Raw genomic sequence first — 18128 nt, 5'->3', positions numbered from 1 at the left:
CCGCGGGAACCATTCCGGACAAATTGACCACCTGCCCTCGCCTGCGACCGGGGCTTCGGTTGAACTCGCAGCGCCGCGGCTCTATGCGTGGGCGATGAACATCGCCCTCACCGCCCCACCGCTGAGTTCCTGGCCGCGCCATCGCGCGGACCTCAAGCCTGCGCCGTTCCTGCCGATGAGCCGCAAGGAGATGGACGCGCTCGGCTGGGACGCCTGCGACATCGTGCTGGTGACCGGCGACGCCTATGTCGACCATCCTTCCTTCGGCATGGCGATCATCGGCCGGCTGCTCGAGGCCCAGGGCTTTCGCGTCGGCATCATCTCGCAGCCCGACTGGCACTCCGCCGAGCCGTTCAAGGCGCTCGGCAAACCACGCGTGTTCTTCGGCGTCACCGGCGGCAACATGGACTCCATGGTCAACCGCTACACCGCCGATCGCCGCATCCGGAGCGACGACGCCTATACGCCCAATGGCGAAGGCGGCAGGCGGCCGGACCGCTGCACGCTGGTCTATGCGCAGCGCTGCCGCGAGGCGTTCAAGGACGTGCCGGTCGTGCTCGGCGGCATCGAGGCGTCGCTGCGCCGCATCGCGCATTACGACTACTGGTCCGACAAGGTGCGCCGCTCGGTGCTCGCCGACGCCAAGGCCGACATCCTGATCTACGGCAATGCCGAGCGCGCCGTGATCGAGGTCGCGCACCGGATCGCCGGAGGTGAAGCGCCGAAGGACATCCAGTCGGTGCGCGGCACCGCGCTGTTCCGCAAAGTGCCCGAGGGTTTTGTCGAGCTGCATGCCGACGATCTCGACTCCGCCGACGAAGGCGCTGCGCGCGAGAAGGGCGACGTCGTGGTTCGGCTGCCGTCCTGCGAGCAGGTCGAGGCGGACAAGGAAGCCTATGCCCGCGCCTCGCGCGTGCTGCACCGGGAGAGCAATCCGGGCAATGCGCGTCCCCTGGTGCAGCGTCATGGCGACCGCGACCTCTGGCTCAACCCGCCGCCGATCCCGCTGACCATGGCGGAGATGGATAGCGTCTACGATCTGCCCTACGCCCGCGCGCCACACCCGTCCTATGGCGATGCCAAGATCCCGGCCTGGGATATGATCAAGTTCTCGGTGACGATCATGCGCGGCTGCTTCGGCGGCTGCACCTTCTGCTCGATCACCGAGCATGAAGGCCGCATCATCCAGAGCCGCTCGGAAGGCTCGATCCTGCAGGAGATCGAGCGCATCCGCGACAAGACACCGGGCTTCACCGGCGTGATCTCCGACATCGGCGGCCCCACCGCCAACATGTACCGGATGGCGTGCAAGGACCCGAAGGTCGAGGCCGCCTGCCGCCGGCCGTCCTGCGTGTTCCCCGAGATCTGCCCGAACCTCAACACCTCGCATGACGATCTCATCCGGCTCTATCGCAAGGTGCGCGAGGTCAAGGGCGTCAAGCGCGTGATGGTCGCCTCCGGAGTGCGCTACGACCTCGCGGTCGAGAGCCCGGCCTACATCAAGGAGCTGGTCACGCATCACGTCGGCGGCTATCTCAAGATCGCGCCGGAGCATACCGAGCGCGGCCCGCTCGACAAGATGATGAAGCCGGGTATCGGCAGCTATGACCGCTTCAAGCAGATGTTCGACGCCGCCGCCAAGGAGGCCGGCAAGAAGTACTACCTGATCCCGTATTTCATCGCCGCCCATCCCGGCACCAGCGACGAGGACATGATGAACCTCGCGCTGTGGCTGAAGAAGAACCGCTACCGCGCCGATCAGGTCCAGACCTTCCTGCCGTCGCCGATGGCGACCGCAACGGCGATGTACCACACCGGCGTCAACCCGCTGCGCGGCGTGCGTCACGGCGGTAGTGACAAGGTCGAAGCCATCAAGGGCCTGCGGCAGCGAAGGCTGCACAAGGCATTCCTGCGCTATCACGACCCGGATAATTGGCCGGTGCTGCGCGATGCGCTCAGGGCGATGGGCCGTGCCGATCTGATCGGCTCGCGTCCCGAGCAACTGGTGCCGGCGCATCAGCCGCCGGGCACCGGCAAGGCCGCAACGACACGGCGGCCGGTGCGCCCGGAGCAGAGACCGCAGCGTTTCACGACGAAGGGTGTGCGGATCAGGAAGTAGTCCGCGCTGGACGACCTCCGATCTCGGCGTCAAGGGCAAGCCCGCGCCCCACACTCCCCCATCGTCCCGGACGAGCGCGCATCGCGCGCGAAGATCCGGGATCCATAACCACAGGGAGACGTGTTGGGCACATCCTGAGCCACCAGCGTGCCTCACACATCCGCCGGTGGTGATGGGTCCCGGCTCAAGGCCGGGACGACACTGAGTGTGTCGCATGGCCGTTCCACCTCACAGGCGTGATGAGCATCGCGAGCGCGACGTATCCGCGCCCACGCACCACATCCACTGCACGATTTCTCCAAACAGCCCACCGCAGCCCCGCGGCGCCATTCGCGCCCGGGTCATGCTGCCGACATCGCCCTCGAGAAACGAGAGGGCGCGGGGAAGACCGGACCTCGACTGAGGTCCGTGGCCCGCCTGCAGAAAAAAAATGCAGGCGGCAGGTACCACGGTTCAGCCGGACGACCCGGCCTTCCCCGCGCGCTGGTTTTAACGGCTGCTTCGCGATCTCCCTGGGGACCGGGCTTTCTTGCCCCCATCACCGGCGAGACGCGTCTCCGCATCATCAACCGGCTTGACCTCAGCATCGGGAGGCCAGGACCACGCGACTTGACCGTACGCACCAGGCTCATCCGTCGGCCCGCTTGCGCAAAGCCCCGAACCCGACACGTCCAACGCTCCCCGCTGCTACGCTCCGTGACGATCGGCCGAAACGCCCCTCTTCATCGCGAGCGGGATGGCCGAGAGGATCGTCGCGATTTGCCCGACGATGCAAGCCGAACGACGTGCGACAAACTGGCTCGACGGGCAATCTGCGCATGACGGGGATGCGGGAATTGCCCGTCGGGCGTACTAGTCCAGGGCCACGAATGGCAGCTCGATTAAAAGTCCCGGCATCAATTAGTTTTCGTCGGCTTGTTCTTCATATTCGCGAATAATCGTGTGATTGAGATGAGCAAGGTGCTCAATGCTTCGGATAGCATTTACACTCTCATACGAAATGAACGTACAGCTCCTTGCGAGAGGACGCCCATTCAAGAGCGAGAAGACCGGCCGTCTTATCTCTCTAAAGAACTTTTCCCGTCTTTCTGATGGAGCGACGATATGGAACTGGATTGCAAGATTCGGCTGGAGAGCTAACAAGTCAGCCATACGCAGTAAGCCGGAGTAAACTGTTGTGGTGTGCTCCACCTCGAACGCCCGCACGATGGTCCGCCCAGACAGCCAGATGACATCAATCAGCTCAATTGTACTCAGTGTGGCCCCTTCATTGACAAGCGGCAGCTCGTCGAGAAGCGCCAGCTGATCAACTGAGGACATGAAAGAACGAATTCGCGCCCGATCGCTTGGTGGCAACCAAATCTTGAATCCTATTCGCGCACCGATTTCGGCAAGCTTTGCTTGAATTTGGTAGGATGGGCGCAGCTCCGTTGATGTATCGGCAAGAAATTCATCCGTAACAACTTCTTCGTCATCGTCGTTATCGACTGGGACAACAACGGTCACCTCACCATCGGCTGTTCTTATTTTTTGGTCTTTTGACCAACGGGGCTTTAAACTTGAACTGTAGAAATCGACGATTTCGTCTGGGTGTTTTTCTTCAAGGCTCTCCCGAAGCGTTAAGAGCGCTTTGTCCAATTGGATATCCGACCAGCCCTTGACTTCGTTGGCAGGGGCCACACCAAAGCCGATCAGAACCTTACGTCGGTCATTGTTAGACGAGATACGTTCCACAAGATCGGGAAACGCAAAGAAGCGGAGCATATGCCTAAACTGTCGACTCCCCTTTCGAGGAACCTGGGCAATCCACAGAACGAATTCATCATAGTCGCCTAGTATCTTAATGCGATCCGCGGAAGGTCGCGCCTTGAGATCTCTCACGAGTGCCAGGAGGTATTCAAGCTCGCTCGGACGATAAGCGTTAAAACCTGCCCCCCCAGACCCCACGCCTCTCAGCACGCCTTCCTCAAGTAGCGGCTCCGACTCATGCAAGCCAGACCCGCCAAGAGCCCAGATCTCTCTTATTTGCTGCCGCTTTGTTGCGGCCTTCATATTGGAAGGAAACAGCAGCAGACTCCATATCATCTCTGCCATGAGCCTACGGGCTTCCGGCGAAGCCGGATTTATCTGCCCTTTGAGCTTAGTCAGGAAATCATCGTCTCCGTGATCCGGATGATCGACAAACGCCTTTGATACCTCTTCGACGTTTGGCAGGGTCCAGAGGGCTCCAGGCAGGAACAGGGAGCCGTCATTGATGAGGCATCGCTCAATCCATTGCGTCGCAGCAAGTAGAGTTGGAGAAATATCGCGGTGGTGAGCCTTACGAGCCATGACCGGTGTCCACTCCCTTCGCCAAACCTAAACGTCGACCTTAGGGACGCAAGGTCGTAGGCTTAAGCCTGCAGGCTTCTCAACAACGTGTCGCCTAAGCTAAGATCTCTACCTCAGATTTCAGCAGAGCATCACACCTGACTATGGATAGAATAGCAACACGTACAGAGCCTAAGAGCCATGAGCTGTGGATTTCTTCTTTTCATTGATGAGGCTGGCGATGAGGGCCTCGATCGCATTCGCCCGCTCAATGAGGACGGCGCCTCTGAGTATTTCGTTCTCTGCGGCGTCCTTGTGCGAACCACTCGCTATCAAGCATTGATCCGCTCGTTTAACGATGTCAAACGCGAGATTGGGCTAGCCCCGCACGACGAGGTTCACTTCCGAGACTTAGATGACAACCAAAAACTTGCGTTACTGAAAGCACTAGCCCGAACTCAGATTGGGCTGGTGGCGATCGTGTCAAACAAGCGGAATATGGCGCGCTACAGAAATCTTCGATGCGAAGCCCGAAACATGGAGTTCGTACGAGGCAAGTATCGACCTCGTCGATACAATTGGTTTTACAACAACTTGACTCGGTACTTACTTGAACGAGCCAGCGCAGAGTGTCGGCGCTGGACGGTACAGGCATATGGCGAGATACGATCAATACAGATCACATTCTCTCTTCGAAAGGAATTCTCTTACTCCCAGACGCGAGCTTATCTACTAAAACTCAAGACAGAGCGCCGCAGCAGAGACTACTTCAACAATAGAGGACAGATCGATTGGGCTGTAGTCGACCCAAAGACCATTGAAGCTCGACGCAACCGCGATGAAGCTGGGTTGCAGATCGCGGATTGCGCTGCCAGCGCAGTGTACCGATCTCTCGATGAATCTTGGTTTGGGAACTGTATGCCGGAGTATCTAGAAATACTAAGTCGCAAGTTTATCCGCAAAGGATCGAGTCCGCGAGACTACGGATTTAAGCTACTCCCCGACGGATTTCGTGGACCAGTTTCCGCTGATCAAAGGCGCGCATTCAATTCGGTTGGGTACAGCCTATGACACCGCTCGGCGCTGCATTTTTTTGAAGAGCCCCCAATCTCGGACAGGATCGGCTTTGCCGAGATCGCGCTCGCCATCTCGGCACCGTAGTCGTCTGTAGGTTAAGCCAAAGCTGAGCGGGAATTACAGTGACGCTGCACATAACTGACGCCGTCGCGCCCCGCACGCTCTGCCGGCTCATCACCATTGGGCACGCGTCGCCTCAAGGCAGCGCTGTACCAAATGGCCAGAGCCTAAGGGCATCTCCCATCTCAGGCCGCCCGCGACTTGTTCACGGTCTCGATGCGATCGAGAGCCTTACCGACATCGCGCCTCGCGATCTGAACATCGTAATCCGTCTGCAGATTGAGCCAGATCTCCGGCGTCGTGTCGAGCGCCTTGGCAACCCTGAGCGCTGTGTCGGCCGTGATGCCGGTCTGCTCGCTGGCGATCCGCTCGATGCGGGTTCGCGGCAGGCCGCAGACCTTGGCGACGGCACCGGCCGACATTTCGATCGGAATAAGGAATTCCTCGCGCAGAACCTCGCCAGGACGCGAGGCTTGAGCTTCTTGGTCATCGCCGCGGCCGATCTCGGCGACTTGAGATCGCTCCCGGCAGTCCCTGCTCCGGCGGAGGCGCCCACTGACCGGCCTTCGCTCGACTATGCATTGAATGCACCGATCGTCGTTCGGAAAAAGCGGCTTGCGCCGCCCGATCTCGGCGTGTAGATGGCGCCTGTCGCGAAAAGCGGTCGTTGCCTGCGGCCGAGTACAAGCTGTCCATCTGCCTTTTGGCATGGACCGGCCCAGCGTCTCCCACACATCGATCGCCTGACAGATCGTCAGGCTCCAGCGAGCGGTCGCGCGTGTTTGCGCCATCGGCTCGCGTGAACCGGAGCGCGCCATGACCAGGGCTGTTGCCGTCATCTATCTCACCATCGTGCTCGATGCCGTCGGCATCGGGCTGGTCTTTCCGATCCTGCCGGCGCTGCTGCACGACGTGACCCACACCGACGACGTGGCGTTCCTTCTCGGCGTCATGACGGCGCTCTACGCCGCGATGCAGTTCATCTGCGCCCCGGTGCTGGGCTCGCTGAGCGATCGGCTCGGCCGGCGCCCGCTGCTGCTGGTCTCGCTGGCCGGCGCCATCGTCAACTACCTGTTCCTGGCCGCTGCGCCCGATCTCTGGATGCTCCTGCTCGGCCGCGCCATCGCCGGCGTCACCAGCGCCAACGTCTCGGTGGCCACGGCCTACATCACCGACGTCTCGCGCGAGGACGAGCGGGCCCGCCGCTTCGGCCTCCTCAATGCGATGTTCGGCATGGGATTCATCATCGGGCCCGTGCTCGGCGGCGCGCTCGGCGACCATTGGCTGCGGCTGCCGTTCGTTGTGGCGGCGGCATTGAACGGATGCAACGTCCTGCTGGCGTTGCTGATGCTGCCGGAATCGCGACCACCGGACCCAGGCAAGATCGAGATCGCAGTTCTGAACCCGCTGCGGCCACTGCGCTGGGTGTTCGCCGTCAAGAGCCTGCTGCCGGTCGTTCTCCTCTTCTTCCTGTTCAGCGCGACCGGCGAGGCCTATGGCGTCTGCTGGGCGCTGTGGGGCGGCGACAGCTTCCACTGGAGCGGTCTTTGGATCGGCCTGTCGCTCGGCACCTTCGGGGTGTGCCAGATGCTGGCCCAAATATTCCTTCCCGGTCCGGCCGTGAGGTTGCTGACCGAGCGCGGCGCCATCCTGACCGGAGTGACCTGTGTCTGCACGGCCCTCACCGCCATGGCGTTCGCCAACCAGAGCTGGATGGTGTTCGGCGCCATGCCGCTGTTCGCGCTCGGCGGCATGGGCATGCCGGCCCTGCAGTCGATCGCCACCCGGCAGGTGGACGCACATTTGCAGGGCCAGTTCCAGGGTGTGCTCGCCGCCACGGTCAGCCTCGCCTCGATCGTTGCGCCGCTCGGCTTCTCGAGCCTGTACTTCGCCGTCAGGGACGAATGGCCCGGGGCGATCTGGCTGTCGGTCGTCGCCATCTACGCGATCGCCATTCCCGTCGTTGTCACGCTGCGCCCGGCCAACCCGGCGTCCAAGCCCTGATCGGAACGATCGCCGTCGCCGCCCGTTGGCCCGCATGCCTGAGATCGAACTCGCAAAGCCGCTCTTTCGAGCGATGCAGATCTATCGTCGCGTGGCCAGACACGATCTGGACCAGAGAACGCGGCGCGCCCTCGCGCGGCATATCCGCGGGCTGGCCGATCAGGGCGTGCATGATCCCGGCCGGTTGACCGTCTGCGGCTTGAGCTATTTGCGTCAACTCAACCGACAACGCGACCGCGAGCGATCCTGACCTGTCGCGTCGGACACATGGCGATTGATCGCGAGCGGACCGCCTCCGATCCGCCCGATCGCTTGGCTACATCACGCTTTTCAGTTCAGGCGAGTGCGACGGAGATGGCCGGGGCAAGCCCGGCCATGACGACGATGAAATGGCGGGCATGACTTAGATCGACTACGCGATGACCTTCTCGCGCCCAATCGATCCTCTGCTGGTAGCGACCGCCTCAGTTCGCACTGATCGCGTGCAGATGCATCGCGAGCATCATCGGATCGTGGTGCGGCTCGGCGGAATAGGACGCATAGGCCGTTGCGTGGTCATGGTTCGCGCGGGCATCGGTGCCATTCAGCGCAGCAGCGTCGGCCTGGGCATTCGCCAGCACCTGCGCGGCGCCGGCGGCATCACCCAGCTTGGTGAGGCTGGCGGCCGTCTCGGCGGCCACGGCGGAGGCGATCACGGCGGCCTGCTGCGGCGTCTGCACCGGTGCGGCGACGCCGGCGGCGTGCGGGATCTGGGCGAGCAGCGCCTGCGTGTTGGGTGTCGAGATGTTGTAGCCGAGCGTCTCCAGCACCACGAGATCGATCGGCGACAGCGTCTGCGCCGTGGTCGGATTGTAGAACTCGTTCAAGGGATCGCGGGCGCCCTGGATGCCAGTGTTGAGGAAATCGGCCGGGTCCGACATCTGGCCGTAATCGGCGATCTTGGTGAGCCCGCCGTCGAGCGAGAAATACGCGGGAGGCGCCGAGCTGATGCTGTTGTTGATCAGATGCTGCCCCGGCTTGGTGAAGTCGAACAGGTCGAAGATGTCGAGATTGCCCGGCGACGGCACGCGTCCCAGCGCATGCGACAGCTCGTGCAGCGCGACGCCGACCAGCGACTGCGTCGGGATGTCGGTGTTGAAGACGGCGAAGCCGTCCTCCGTCGTCGTGCTGTTTGGATCGATGAGCCCGAGCACCTTGGCCTGCGCGTTGGCGACGAACACCTGGGAATGGCCCTGCACTGCCCGCCCCGTCGGCAGGTTGTCGAACACCGTGTCGCCGGCCGCCGCGTGGTCCTGCAGATCTGTTCGGAGCTGCGCGTAGTTGGCGAGGACGCCATTGGAGACATTGGCGCCGGCGCCGCCGCCGGTGCCGGCGAAATCGATCGCGAGGTTGACGGTGGCCTGATCGGTGATCGCCGAGGACAGAATCGCCGCAGCCTGCTCGACGCCGGCGCGGAAGCTTTCGGGCGCGGCAGCAGCGGCGGCATCGAAGGTGAGGTTGAAGGTGAGACCGCCGGTGTGAACCGAGACGGTCTCGGAGCCGTCGGCATGCACCACCGGATCCGACACCGCGCCGGGCGGCAGCACGACAGGCGGGGCGGCCGCAGCCATATTGATCGTCGTGTTCTTCGCCGCCGCGGCCGGATCGGGCATCATGAGGCCATCTGAGCTCAGCCCGAGCTGGTCATAGGTCAGCGTGTTCATCAGACGGACTCCTTGATCATGGCCCCCGCGTCTCCAGCTGCGAGGCGTTCGCAGGCTGCGACCATCATCGGCAAGTGAGTGAAAAGTCTGACGCTGCCGGACCCACTTCGGGGCAGCCGCGCCACGGTTTGGATGCGGCCGGGCGGGCCCGCCATGCTCCTGCCGCGCTGGTGTCGCGCGACGAATGACGGCAATCTGCGGCAGGCGTCCGCGACGGATGCAGCCAACATCATTCAGATCGAGAGCCTTCCCATGAAGATGCGCCCGCTCGGCCGTTCCGGCCTCAACGTTCCGCCCCTCTGCTTCGGCTGCAACGTGTTCGGCTGGACGGTGGACGAGGCGGCCTCGTTCCGCCTGCTCGACAAGGTGCTGGAGTCCGGGATCAACTTCCTCGACACGGCGGACGTCTATTCGCGCTGGGTGCCCGGCCACAGCGGCGGCGAGTCCGAGACCATCATCGGCAAGTGGATGAAGCTGCGCGGCAACCGCGATCGCATCATCCTCGCCACCAAGGTCGGCATGGACATGGGCGACGGCAAGGTCGGGCTGAAGGCCGACTACATCGCGCGCGCGGTGGAGGACAGCCTGCGACGGCTGCAGACCGACGTCATCGATCTCTATCAGTCGCACAAGGACGACGAGACGACGCCGCAGCAGGAGGAGACGCTGGCGGCCTATGACAGGCTGATCAAGGCCGGCAAGGTGCGGGTCATCGGCGCCTCGAACTTTTCGGCGGAGCGGCTGCAGGCCGCGCTCGAGCTGTCGGCGAAGAGCGGCTTGCCGCGCTATGAGAGCCTGCAGCCGGAATACAGCCTCGCCGAGCGCGCATCCTACGAAGGCGCGCTGCAACGCGTCTGCGAGAACTACGGCGTCGGCGTCATCACCTTCTTCTCGCTGGCCGCCGGCTTCCTCACCGGCAAGTATCGCTCGGAGGCCGATTTCGGCAAGAGCCCGCGCGGACAGCGCGGCATTCCGAAATACATGAACGAGCGCGGCATGCGCATCCTCGCCGCGCTGGACGCGGTCGCAAGGGAGACCGGAGCGCAGCAGGCCTCGATCGCGCTGGCGTGGCTGCTGGCGAAGCCGTCGGTGACGGCGCCGATCGCCAGCGCCACCAAGCCCGAGCACGTCGACACCCTGGTGGCGGCGACGCAGCTCGCGCTGACCGCGGATCAGGTCGCGCGGCTCGACGCGGCCAGCGCGTGAGCGCCGGCGCGCGGCGCCACCATTCAGCGCCGAGCGTGCGACGTTTCGACACGCACGCAGTACGATCGTTCTCCACCGAACACGGCCTGTGATCGAGGATTCGGCGCGCTCAGCGCCGGTCCTCGATCGCGGCACTTGATCACGCTGCTCCTGCACCGCATTTTCAGCACAGCCGTGAAGCGGGCCGGGCGACTTTGCAGCATCTCGCGGATCGCCACCTCACGGCCAAACTTCGGCCGGGATCGAACTGCTAAGTCCACTGTCAATTTAGAATGTATCGAGGAAGCGTTCGGTGAATCGTGTCGCGCGCGTAGCTGTTGGCGCATTCGTATTTGCATGTGTTCTGTCATCCCTCGTGGCGCTGGCTGGCAGCGCCCGAGCGCAGCAATTGCCGCAGCGCCCGCCGACCGGCGGCGCCGTCGGTACGCTGCCGGACCGCGAGGCGCTGAACTCCGGCACCGTCACCGTGATCACCGCGCCGATCGGCGGGCCGATGTCGGTCATGGGCTCCGACATGGCCGCGGTGCTCGACGAGGGCGAGAGCCTGCGCGTGCTGCCGATCCTCGGCAGGGGCTCGGCGCAGAACCTCATCGACATCATCATGTTGAAGAACATCGACATGGGCTTCGTCACCACCGACGCGCTGGAATTCGTGAAGACGGAATACAACATTCCAGACATTGCGCAGCGCGTGCGCTACATCGCGCAGCTCTTCCACAACGACGTCCACATCGTCGCGCGGCGCGAGATCCGCTCGCTGGAGGATCTCAATGGACGGCGGGTGTTCGCCGAGCGCTCGATCGGCCTGCCGGCGGCGCGCACGATCTTCCGACGGCTCGGCATCCGCGCCGACATCGACTCCCAGACCGATCCGACCGGCGGGCTGCAGAAGCTGATCGACGGCCAGGGCGATGCCTGGATCGCCTCGGTGTCGAAGGACGCGCCGATCATCAAGGGCATCAAGAACGAGGGCGGCCGGCTGCATCTCCTGACGATCCCCTATGACCACGCGCTGCAGGACATCTATCTGCCGTCGTCGTTCTCGTCCGAGGAATATCCGAACCTGGTGCCGCCCGGCACCAAGGTCGAGACCGTCGCCGCCTCGACCGTGCTGATGGTCTACAATTGGCCCGAGAACAGCGAGCGCTATCGCCGCACGGCGCGGTTCGTCGACGCGCTGTTCGGCAAGATCCAGGTGCTGCAATCGCCGCCGCGGCATCCGAAATGGCGCGATACCGTGCTGTCGGCGCCGGTGCAGGGCCTGGTCCGCTTCAAGGCGGCGCAGGAATGGCTCGACGGCGCCCGCACGATGCAGTCGCCGGGCCAGGATGCCAACCCGGCCGAATTCCGCAAGTTTCTCGACGAGCGCAAGGCGCAGGCGCGGATGTCGCCGGACGAGGCCGCGAGACTCTACAGCGACTTCCTGAAGTGGCAGCGGAGCAGGGAGCCGCGCTGAGCGCGGGCCGCGCGAGGCTCGCGAGGTCGGGGCGCGGAATCGTTACACGGAGCGCGGCAGCGGCGCGGCCTTCTCGGCTGTGCGGCGGACCGCCGGGATTGCCGCCTCGGCCGCCGCCGGTGCGCCGCCCGGCTGAGGCGCGGCAGGCGCGAAGCTGAGCTCGACCGTGGTGCCGCCACCTGGCGTCTCACGCAACGCCACGCGGCCGTGATGCGTCGCCATGACCTGCGACACGATCGAGAGCCCGAGCCCCATGCCGTCGCCATGGGCGCGGCCGCGCTCGAACGGCTGCAGCAGGCGCTCGGGCTGATCGGCCTGCAGGCCCGGCCCCGAATCGATCACGCTCAGGCGCGCCGACGCGTCGACCTCGACGAGAATCGGACCGCCGGCGCCGGCATGCATGACGGCATTTCTGATCAGGTTGGAGAGCGCGACCGCCAACGCGGGCTCCGAGCCGAGGATCGAGACCGGCGCATCGCATCCGGCGAAGCCGATCTCGAGGCCGGCCTTCAGCGCCATCGGCACATGCTCGGCCGTGACGCGCCGGGCCAGCGCCACCAGATCGATCTCGGTCAGCTCGACCGGCTCCATCGAAATGCGCGCCAGTTGCAGCAGCATGGTGACGATCGACGACAGCTTCTGGTTCTCGCCGACGAGACGTGCCCGCAAGCCAGCATCCGGGATTGCCTCGAGCATGGTCCGCGCATTGGTCAGCGGCGTCCGCAGCTCATGCGCCGCGTTGGACAGGAAGTTGCGCTGCGCCTCCGCGGCATGATCGATGCGCGACAGAGCGCGATTGAACGCGGTGACCAGCGGCAGCAATTCCGCCGGCGCGTCCCGCTCGGGCAGCCGTCGGCCGTCCGGCACGCCGTCGATCATCTCGGCCGCGCGCGCCACCGCACGAACCGGGCGCGCGATCAGCGTCGGCACGAACACCAGGGCCGCGAATACCGTCACGACCAGCACCAGGATGATTGGAAGCGCAACGACCGTCGCGTCGGTCAGCGTGCCCAGCATAAGCTGCGTCGACGTATAGGCGACGCCGCCGGTCTCGATCCAGACCTCACCGACCGGCGTATTCCGAACGGCCGTCATGCGTTTGAAATTCCGCGTCTCGCCATCGATCGCATAGGCCAGAAAGCTGGTGCCGTCCTGCGACGACGGAGGCTTGTGCGGACGCCATTTCGGAATCGGCCCGTAGCTGACCTCGCCGCTCTTGTCGGAGACGACGTACCAGAATGTCGGGAAATCCTGGATGATCTTGTCGAGACGCGACGTCTGCTTGATGAGCAGCTGGCCGCCGGCATCGCGGGATACGGCCTCCTTCAGCGCATCGGCGACGTCGGCGGCGCCCCATGTGCCGTCATCGTCGCCGCCGAACCGGATCAGCAGGGCGGCCGCGCAGATCAGCATGATGGTGGTGACCGCCCCGATCAACGTCGCCGAGAGCAACGTGATCGAGCGGCGGATGCGGCTGAGCTTCTGCCACCTCACCTGCGTCACTCGCCGCTGAGGAGATAGCCGAGGCCGCGCACCGGCCTGATGGCGGCCTTGCAATTGGCCTCGCGCAGCCGGCGGCGCAGCCGCGAGACGTGGGCCTCGATGGCATTCGACTGGATCTCGTCCTCAAAGCCGTAGGCCGCAGCTTCGAGCGTCTCGCGCAGGACCACCCGCCCGCTGCGGCGGACCAGCGCCTCAAGGATTGCCAGCTCGCGCCGCGGCACCACGATAGGCACGTCCTCGACGCAGACCGCGCGATTGACGATGTCGTAGCTCAGATTGGCGATGGAGACCGTCGCGCCGCGGTCGAGAAACAGCCGGCGCAGCACCGCCCTCGCCCGTGCCACCAGCTCGATCGGCTCGAACGGCTTGGCGACGTAGTCGTCGGCGCCTTCGTCGAGCGCACGCGCGATGTCGGCGGGGTCATCGAGCGCGGTCAGCACGACCGTCGCCGGGCTCGGCTTCTGCTGCCGCAGGTCCGGCAACAGCGCCAGCCCGTCGCCGTCCGGGAGGCCGCGGTCGATCACCACGAGCTCAAAATTGCGCACGGCGATCGCCGCACGCCCTTCGTCGAGCGTCGTGACGATGTCCGACGAGCCGAACGCCGTCGCGAGCGCATCCCGCAGCCAGATCCCCAGCTGGGGGTCATCCTCAACGACCAGAACGCGCACGCGATTCTCCCGCATCATCGACAATCGGCTGTTCCTATCATTACGGAGGGATTACAATAGGATTACGTCGGCGGCGTTCTGATACCTTTGTTTTGATCGCGCAAGCGAAGTTGACTCGTTCTGCCAGCGCCGATCGCGCGCAGCTCATATACTCCACGCTGCTGGCGGGCACTGGCCCTATCGCGACATCTCCGATTGCAAGCTGAACCGCTTCTCGGCTGGCGCGATTGCGGTCGTATGACGTGCCCCGGCGCGATGATCCGTTTTTCCATCGGCCGGCAAGCCGGTGACGTCAGCCTTTCGTAATCGTCTTGGCCGAGACTGGCGCACTCAAACAAACGCCGAGGATTCGCCCGCATGGAGCCTGCCGCATGATCGACCGGACATACCGGACGATCCGCCATCCTTTATCGGCGGGGCCGCCGATCGCGCGTCCCATCCGTCGCCTCATCATTGATCAACATCGACATGTTCCATGAGTTTGCGTTCTCGACCGTCGCCGAACGGTCGGACAGCCATCCGGCGGCTTGGCGCATTCCATTCCTGCGCTGGCTGGACGGCATCGAGGCCGGCTGGGCGGTGCCGCTGCTGCTGGCGTGCTTCGTGGCCGTGTGGACGGCCTATCTCTCGATCGCCTATGCCGGCGCCGGCCTGCATCCCGACGTTCTCGAGACCTGGACATTCGGACGGCAGTTCGCCTGGGGCTACGACAAGCATCCGCCGCTGATGGGCTGGATCGCCGGCGCCTGGACCGCCGTCTTCCCTCTCTCCGACTGGTCATTCCACCTGATGGCGATGACCAATGCGGCGCTGGCGCTGTGGTGCGTCGATCTCGTCTCGCGCCGTTTCGTCACTGGGGACAAGCGGGTGATCGTGCTGCTGCTGCTGATGCTGACGCCGGCCTATCAGTTTCACGCACAGCGCTTCAACGCCAACTCGGTGCAGCTCGCGACGTGGCCGCTCGCCACCTACTGCTTCCTGCGCGCGTTCGAAACGCGAACGCTGCCCTGGGCAGCCGCCGCGGGCCTGACGACCGCGCTCGCACTGCTCGGCAAGTACTACTCGATCTTTCTGGTGATGAGCTTCGCATTCGCCGCCATGGCGCATCCGCAGCGACGCGCCTACTTCACATCGGCATCGCCGTGGATCTCCGGCGTCGTGGGCCTCGCCGCGCTGTCGATGCATCTCGACTGGCTCGTCGCCAACGATGCGGCCCCCATTCAGTACGCGCTGCTGCACGCCAGGTCCAACCTGTCCACGTCGTTACGGGATTCCCTGTTCTTCCTGCTGGGGCTCGCGGCCGCGATGGCCGTGCCGGCCGCGACCTGGCTGATCGTCGCCGGCGCCAGGATCAGGTACTTCTCCACGGAGATGGCCACGCTGAACGATGGCCTCCGGCTGTTGTCATATATCGCCATCGGCACGCTCGGCCTGCCCGTCATCAACGCGCTGGTCATGGGCACCGACCTGCCGTCGCTATGGGCGCTGCAGGGATTGTTCTTGTTCGTCGTGATCGTCGTATGCGGCGCCAGCTATCGGATCGCCCGCTTCCATACCGTCAACATCGCGGTGCTGACGGTCGGGATCGCCGTGATGGCCGCGGCCGTCGCCGCGCCGCTCCACGCCTTCTATCGCAACAAGCACGGCTATGAGGAAGGCCGTACCTTCTACCAGCAGACCGCGCGGGAAGCGACGCGACAATGGCGGGAGTTGACGGGGAAGCCGCTCGAGCATGTCGGCGGCACCGAGAGCCTCGCGCTCGCAACCACCTTCTACAGCGCCGATCATCCCGCTTACGGTCTGCCCACCACAGCCCACCAGACCGGTGCGGACTCTGGCAGCGGAGGCTGGATTTCGCTGTGCTTCCGCGACCAGGCGGATTGCATCGGCGCCGCGGAAGCGGCGGCCGCCGGATCCGGCAACTACGTCAAGCGCGAGTTCGCGGTGCAGGCCCGGCTGCTCGGCTGGACAGGATGCACACGGACGGTGGTCGCATTCCTGGTGACACGGCCGCAGGAACCATAGGGTTGAGGCAACGCTGGACGCGGCAGCCTCGTCACCGCATCCGAACGTCCGGATCGAGGGCAAGGCCCCGCATTGGCGGGACCTTGCGTCGTATGCTCGGGCGGCGGTCTCAGTCGTTGTCCCAGGATCCGTCGGAATAGCCGTCCCGGTAGCCGGACATATAGCCGTCGCCATAGTTGCCGTATTCCGCGTCGTACTCATAGACGCGGTGACGACGATAGACGACCCGCGGCGGCGGATAATCCTCATAGCTGTAGACATAGGTGGGCGCGGAACGGGCGGTTGCCGCAGACCCGATCAGGGCTCCGATCGCCAGACCTCCGACGACGCCGGCCGCCACCGCCGCTCCGCGGTTGCCACCGGCATTGGCCGGCGTCGCGATCGTGCCTGCCATGGTCGAGGCCACGATCATAAGCGCGCAAATTCGTTTCATTGGGTTCTCCTTGCGATCAGCTCAGCCGTCGCTGCGGGAGACTCGCGGCCGCGGCTTACCGTATCATTACAGACGCAAGACGATGCGACCAACATGTGAGCGCGAGTGTCACCACGAGGTCCATCATTGCAGGCCGTTCGGAAGTGTGGGGCTGGGACACAAACCGAACGGCCCGCTCACTGGACTCCGACGACGTTCGAAGCCATGCGGCGCCAGATCATGATGGAAGGTGCCGCAGGTGGGACGGAGCCGACCTGATCAGGCCGGGCTTTCGGGTCTGCGGCGGCGCTCCAATGTCCTTCCGATCGAACACCACATCGAGAGACGGCGAGCAATGGCTCATCATGACACGCTGTCGATGGCGAAACCGATGTGATGCCGCTCGTAAGGACGCATTGAAGCTAGCGTCACGGCCTTACCGCAGCATTACAGTGGACGCAGATGACGCGGGCATCTCACGTGCTGACACACTGCGCGCGATCGAGCAGCCGGTTTCGAATAGATCGAAGACAACGCTCTCGGCAGGCGCGCTCGATGCACTTCACAGACGAACCGCTCCGACAGCGCAACAGCGACGCAGTTGCCTGCTGGCGATTTCGAAGGCGCCAAGCGGCGGGGTTGCGGTGGTCATGGTAGCACCGGCTGGGGCGGTTGCAGCTGACAATCAGAAGCTCTCCGCCATGTCAGTACCGACGGCTTCCCTTACACTGCGCGACCCGGCATCATGCCGGTCATGAACGACGCAGTACAGCGCGCCCGCCGCGGCATCGGCCATTCGACCAACCTCGTGGGGCGTCCTTCCGAGTGGCTGGCGAGCGCTGCCTTCAACGAGGCGGCGGTGCCGCTGCACATCTGGGGCGTCACCGAGATGAACCCCAGCCTGTTCACAATGCTCGATCAGGCCGAACATCTCGCCGAAGCCGGCGAAGCCTTCACCACCTACATGATGGCGATGTTCGGGCTCGATCCCGAGCAACGCGCCGCGACGTCCGGCGGCCAGCGGCGTTTCCGCTCGTCCTTCCTGCGGCTGATCCAGGGCTGGGGCTTCGACAGCAACGGCCCGGAAGGCGCCGTGCTCAAGGGCTGGGTCGAGAGCCGGTTCGGCCTCGGCCCATCGTTCCACAAGGAGGCTATCGAAGCCGTGGCAAGCCGGGCCTGGACGACCTATGTCGAGGAGAAGATGTCGAGCCGCTTCCACAACAATGCGATCTGGGTGCAGCTCGATCTGCTGTTCGAATTCTGCCAATGGGCCATGCGCCGCTTCACCTTCCCCGACCAGACGCATCTGACGCTGCATCGCGGCGTCAATTCGTTCGACGAGCATTGGATCGTGGAGCGAACGATGCGGCGCGAGGCGGTGGTCCGGCTCAACAATCTCGTCTCGTTCTCCTCCGACCGCGACACCGCCGGCTGCTTCGGCGACATGATCCTCACCGCGCACGTCCCCGTCAGCAAGATCGTGTTCTTCAACGGCCTGCTGTCGTCACATGCGCTGAAGGGCGAAGGCGAATACCTCGTGATCGGCGGCGACTACCGCGTGAGCGTCGACTATGTGTGAGCGGAT

General features: G+C 64.2%; 14 protein-coding genes. 8 read left to right on the top strand and 6 right to left on the bottom strand.

Features of this window, described 5'->3' with window-relative positions; all coding sequences use genetic code 11:
- Nucleotides 1–94 precede the first annotated feature (94 nt).
- A complete protein-coding gene (locus tag QW881_RS26070; protein WP_315753703.1) occupies nucleotides 95–2119 on the top strand; it encodes a YgiQ family radical SAM protein in 2025 nt (674 codons plus the stop codon).
- Between the two features lie 900 nt (nucleotides 2120–3019).
- On the opposite strand, the gene QW881_RS26065 is transcribed toward QW881_RS26070, so the two are convergent.
- Entirely contained in the window at nucleotides 3020–4450 is a 1431-nt protein-coding gene (locus QW881_RS26065) for a hypothetical protein (protein ID WP_315753704.1), read from the bottom strand.
- A gap of 180 nt (nucleotides 4451–4630) precedes the next feature.
- Here QW881_RS26065 and QW881_RS32640 point away from each other — a divergent pair, with 180 nt between their 5' ends.
- Nucleotides 4631–5500 (top strand): DUF3800 domain-containing protein, encoded by an 870-nt coding sequence (locus tag QW881_RS32640; RefSeq protein ID WP_409998942.1) that lies wholly within the window; start codon nucleotides 4631–4633, stop codon nucleotides 5498–5500.
- Between the two features lie 251 nt (nucleotides 5501–5751).
- Here the strand turns inward: QW881_RS32640 and QW881_RS32635 are convergent, their stop codons facing one another.
- Nucleotides 5752–6405 (bottom strand): HigA family addiction module antitoxin, encoded by a 654-nt coding sequence (locus QW881_RS32635; RefSeq protein ID WP_409998943.1) that lies wholly within the window; start codon nucleotides 6403–6405, stop codon nucleotides 5752–5754.
- Between QW881_RS32635 and QW881_RS26055 the strand changes: the two genes are divergently transcribed.
- Both QW881_RS26055 and QW881_RS26050 read left to right on the top strand, forming a co-directional pair.
- A complete protein-coding gene (locus tag QW881_RS26055) occupies nucleotides 6383–7570 on the top strand; it encodes a TCR/Tet family MFS transporter (RefSeq protein ID WP_315753706.1) in 1188 nt (395 codons plus the stop codon). The two genes, QW881_RS32635 and QW881_RS26055, sit on opposite strands and share 23 nt — an antisense overlap.
- Nucleotides 7571–7604: 34 nt before the next feature.
- Entirely contained in the window at nucleotides 7605–7820 is a 216-nt protein-coding gene (locus QW881_RS26050) for a hypothetical protein (RefSeq protein ID WP_315753708.1), read from the top strand.
- 214 nt (nucleotides 7821–8034) lie between these two features.
- On the opposite strand, the gene QW881_RS26045 is transcribed toward QW881_RS26050, so the two are convergent.
- Entirely contained in the window at nucleotides 8035–9273 is a 1239-nt protein-coding gene (locus QW881_RS26045) for an NF038122 family metalloprotease (protein ID WP_315753710.1), read from the bottom strand.
- A gap of 252 nt (nucleotides 9274–9525) precedes the next feature.
- On the opposite strand from QW881_RS26045, the gene QW881_RS26040 reads away from it, so the two are divergent.
- Nucleotides 9526–10479 carry an aldo/keto reductase gene (locus QW881_RS26040; RefSeq protein ID WP_316158838.1) on the top strand — a complete coding sequence of 318 codons (954 nt, stop codon included), beginning with the start codon at nucleotides 9526–9528 and terminating at the stop codon, nucleotides 10477–10479.
- Between the two features lie 292 nt (nucleotides 10480–10771).
- Nucleotides 10772–11935 carry a hypothetical protein gene (locus tag QW881_RS26035; RefSeq protein ID WP_315753714.1) on the top strand — a complete coding sequence of 388 codons (1164 nt, stop codon included), beginning with the start codon at nucleotides 10772–10774 and terminating at the stop codon, nucleotides 11933–11935.
- A 42-nt stretch (nucleotides 11936–11977) separates the two neighbouring features.
- On the opposite strand, the gene QW881_RS26030 is transcribed toward QW881_RS26035, so the two are convergent.
- Nucleotides 11978–13429: a HAMP domain-containing sensor histidine kinase gene (locus tag QW881_RS26030; protein ID WP_315753716.1), complete on the bottom strand. Its 1452-nt coding sequence runs from the start codon at nucleotides 13427–13429 to the stop codon at nucleotides 11978–11980.
- A gap of 5 nt (nucleotides 13430–13434) precedes the next feature.
- Nucleotides 13435–14106 (bottom strand): response regulator transcription factor, encoded by a 672-nt coding sequence (locus QW881_RS26025; protein ID WP_315734907.1) that lies wholly within the window; start codon nucleotides 14104–14106, stop codon nucleotides 13435–13437.
- A gap of 468 nt (nucleotides 14107–14574) precedes the next feature.
- Here QW881_RS26025 and QW881_RS26020 point away from each other — a divergent pair, with 468 nt between their 5' ends.
- Nucleotides 14575–16131, top strand: a complete 1557-nt coding sequence (locus tag QW881_RS26020) for a glycosyltransferase family 39 protein (protein ID WP_315753718.1) — start codon at nucleotides 14575–14577, stop codon at nucleotides 16129–16131.
- A gap of 109 nt (nucleotides 16132–16240) precedes the next feature.
- On the opposite strand, the gene QW881_RS26015 is transcribed toward QW881_RS26020, so the two are convergent.
- Nucleotides 16241–16564, bottom strand: a complete 324-nt coding sequence (locus QW881_RS26015; protein ID WP_315753720.1) for a hypothetical protein — start codon at nucleotides 16562–16564, stop codon at nucleotides 16241–16243.
- A 733-nt stretch (nucleotides 16565–17297) separates the two neighbouring features.
- On the opposite strand from QW881_RS26015, the gene QW881_RS26010 reads away from it, so the two are divergent.
- Nucleotides 17298–18122, top strand: coding sequence for an NAD(+)--dinitrogen-reductase ADP-D-ribosyltransferase (locus QW881_RS26010; RefSeq protein ID WP_315753722.1), 825 nt, complete (start codon nucleotides 17298–17300; stop codon nucleotides 18120–18122).
- Nucleotides 18123–18128 lie beyond the last annotated feature (6 nt).

It is taken from the genome of Bradyrhizobium sp. SZCCHNS3016 (assembly GCF_032484535.1).
Taxonomy (GTDB): Bacteria; Pseudomonadota; Alphaproteobacteria; order Rhizobiales; family Xanthobacteraceae; genus Bradyrhizobium.
The sequence above is the reverse complement of the archived record's forward strand: the minus strand, read 5'-3'. Positions and strand labels throughout refer to the sequence as shown.